Source organism: uncultured Faecalicoccus sp., from assembly GCF_944327125.1.
In the GTDB taxonomy this organism is placed as follows: Bacteria; Bacillota_I; Bacilli_A; order Erysipelotrichales; family Erysipelotrichaceae; genus Faecalicoccus.
Genome location: NZ_CALVGO010000087.1, coordinates 1 through 2783, shown reverse-complemented (window position 1 = coordinate 2783; position 2783 = coordinate 1). Strand labels below are relative to the sequence as shown.

The 2783-nt window shown below is 45.4% G+C and carries 4 protein-coding genes; all 4 read right to left on the bottom strand.

Features of this window, described 5'->3' with window-relative positions; genetic code table 11:
• Nucleotides 1-57: 57 nt before the first annotated feature.
• Nucleotides 58-981, bottom strand: coding sequence for a transketolase family protein (locus Q0K03_RS07385; protein ID WP_297239063.1), 924 nt, complete (start codon nucleotides 979-981; stop codon nucleotides 58-60).
• A 1-nt stretch (nucleotide 982) separates the two neighbouring features.
• The gene (locus tag Q0K03_RS07380; protein WP_297239062.1) at nucleotides 983-1792 is read right to left on the bottom strand and encodes a transketolase; all 810 of its coding nucleotides are present in this window, start codon (nucleotides 1790-1792) and stop codon (nucleotides 983-985) included.
• A 19-nt stretch (nucleotides 1793-1811) separates the two neighbouring features.
• Entirely contained in the window at nucleotides 1812-2393 is a 582-nt protein-coding gene (locus Q0K03_RS07375) for a class II aldolase/adducin family protein (protein ID WP_297239061.1), read from the bottom strand.
• The coding region (locus tag Q0K03_RS07370) for a nucleotide-binding domain containing protein (RefSeq protein ID WP_297239060.1) at nucleotides 2386-2783 on the bottom strand (398 nt) is incomplete at its 5' end. The genes Q0K03_RS07375 and Q0K03_RS07370, both read right to left, overlap by 8 nt.

The window sequence follows — 2783 nt, the reverse complement described above, 5'->3', positions numbered from 1 at the left end:
GTTGGGCACATCATTGAAGATTTGATAAAAAAATAATGCGTCATCATAAACGACGCATTATTTTATTGTCTCTTTGATTTTCTGGGCGATACCCTGTGCATCCAGGTGATAGTATGCCAACAGATCCTTTGGCTTTCCGCTGCGCCCAAATGTATCTTCCAAACCTATACTGTAGTGTTTTACAGGCAGCCCGAGCGGAGAGAGCACCTCACTAACGGCACTTCCCAGTCCTCCGATCACATTGTGTTCTTCCACCGTGAAAATCACTTCATGTTTCTTGGCGGTCTCAATGATCAGATCCTTATCAATCGGTTTGATCGTAGAAATGTTGATCAGGGTCGGTTCGATCCCTTCCAACAGTTCCAGGGCCTTCAAAGACTCCTGCACCATCAGTCCGGTAGCAACGATAGCCACTCTGGAGCCTTCTTTCAGGACATTTCCCTTGCCGTATTCCCATGTATAGTTTTCATCATAGACATCTTCCACTCCCAGACGTCCCAGACGCACATAACAAGGTCCATCGATCTTGGCGATCTTTTGGATCACTTCCTGTGTCTCTCTGGCATCACAGGGCTGGAACACCTTCATATTCGGGATCGAACGCATGATGGCCAGATCTTCCACACTCTGGTGGCTGGCTCCATCTTCTCCTACACTGATCCCGGCATGGGTCGCACAGACCTTTACATTCAATTTGGGATAACAGATGCTGTTGCGGATCTGTTCGAAAGCACGCCCCGCCGCAAACATCGCAAAGCTGGAGGCGTATACGACTTTTCCGCTGGCCGCCAGTCCGGCTGCCACGGCCATCATATTGCCTTCGGCGATTCCCATATTGAAATGTCTTTGAGGACATGCGTTCTTCGCATCGATCGTTTTTGTGGATTTCGTCAGGTCGGCATCCAGTACAACGACATTCTCATTCTCCTTGACCAGTTGGGCCAGGGCCTTTCCATATGCTTCTCTTGTTGCAGTTGCCATATTATTCACCATCCAATTCCTTCATTGCCTGTTCGTATTGTTCTGTATTCGGTGCACTTCCATGCCAGGCATAATTGTTTTCCATAAAGGAGACGCCCTTCCCCTTTATCGTATGGGCAATGATGACCGTCGGCTGCCCTTTGACTTTCCTTGCTTCTTCAAAGGCTTTCTTGATCTCATCAAAATTGTGCCCATCGATTTCTACCGTGTGAAAGCCAAATGCCTCAAATTTTGACTGGAACGGCTCCGGTCCGATCACATCGGCAATATTGCCATCGATCTGCAGGTGGTTGTAATCCAGGATCAGGCAAAGATTGTCCAGCTTATAATGAGAGGCAGCCATGCAGGCTTCCCAGACTTCGCCTTCCTCGCTTTCTCCATCTCCCAATAGACAATAGATTCGATGGTCATTATTGTCCAGCTTATTGGCCAGGGCCATCCCCACAGCACAGGAGATCCCCTGTCCCAGAGAACCGGTCGACATATCAACGCCCGATACATAATTCATGTTGGGATGCCCCTGCAGCTTGGAATCGATCTGGCGGAACCCCTTCAATTCTTCCTGGGATATGAATCCTTTCTCACAGAGAACGGCATACAGTAAAGGCGAGGCATGCCCTTTGCTCAGGACAAAACGGTCACGGTCGGTGGTATCGACATTCTCTGCACTGATATCCATTTCTTCAAAATACAGGCAGGTCAGTATATCGGCTCCTGACAGGGATCCTCCCGGATGCCCTGACTGAGCGCAATAGATTTGTTTCAATATATTCTTGCGCACCTGCAGTGCGTGCTTTTGTAGTTGGTTCATTGAATCACTCCTTCTTTTTTTATTGATTTAAACAATAATGAAGATGGGCCGAGGTCTCCATTTCTGAAATCAGATCAAATACATTCATGACAGAGGATCCCGATACGATCAATCCATGCCGTTCCATCAAATACAAGTTCGTTTTCTCATTCATTTGAGTCATAAACGATTCAAACAACTCTTGGGAACCGGGTGCAAAATAAGGGACCCACCCTATATGATTTTTTGTTTTTATTGAGAGATAAGGGGTCGTTATTAAAAGATCTTTAAAAAGTTCTTCTTTTTGTCGAGCCTGACAAGTCAGTAAAGTTGAATAAAAACTATGGGTATGGAGCACGGCCTGGTTACATTCATTCAGCCGATATAGATATAAATGCAACGGATATTCTTTACTCGGTTTTCCTTCAAGAATTTCCCCATGGATATCAAGTATCGCGAAATCTTCATTGGTTAAATTGCCAAAGCAGCTGCCGCTTTTGGAAATATAGATCTTATCTTCCTGTTTAAAACTGATATTTCCTGTACAGCCCGTTACCATGCCCTGATCAAACAACGTATGAGCAACCCATAACGTTTGTTCCATTTTTGTGTTCTTACACATATACATCCTCCAAAGCTCTTATGAAAAAATCATCCTGACCAAAATTGCCCGATTTTAATATCAAACAAAGATCCAAAGATGGATGGGGAATAAGAGCCGGGACTCCTGGAGCAATCGACTGCCCTACGGTAAACTGTTCAAATCCAAGTCGTTTTAAAACCGCTCCTGATGTCTCTCCGCCTGCGACAACGATTCGATCAAATTGTTTTTCAAGACAAAACCGGGCAAGTTCAGACATGAACTCTTCCATGATTTTGGCATCGGATTCAAAACCTTGTTTGGTTCGCAAGACCGACATGTCTTTCTCGACTGCATCGCTATAGAGTAATACAGGAACTTTCGCATTCAATATAAATTCTCCCGCTTTTTCTACATCCATTTCCTGCGCGG

Excerpts from the sequence above, each read along its gene's own strand:
- Q0K03_RS07385 (WP_297239063.1), bottom strand. The coding sequence starts at position 981 with ATGGCAACTGCAACAAGAGAAGCATATGGAAAGGCCCTGGCCCAACTG.
- Q0K03_RS07380 (WP_297239062.1), bottom strand. The coding sequence starts at position 1,792 with ATGAACCAACTACAAAAGCACGCACTGCAGGTGCGCAAGAATATATTG.
- Q0K03_RS07375 (WP_297239061.1), bottom strand. The coding sequence starts at position 2,393 with ATGTGTAAGAACACAAAAATGGAACAAACGTTATGGGTTGCTCATACG.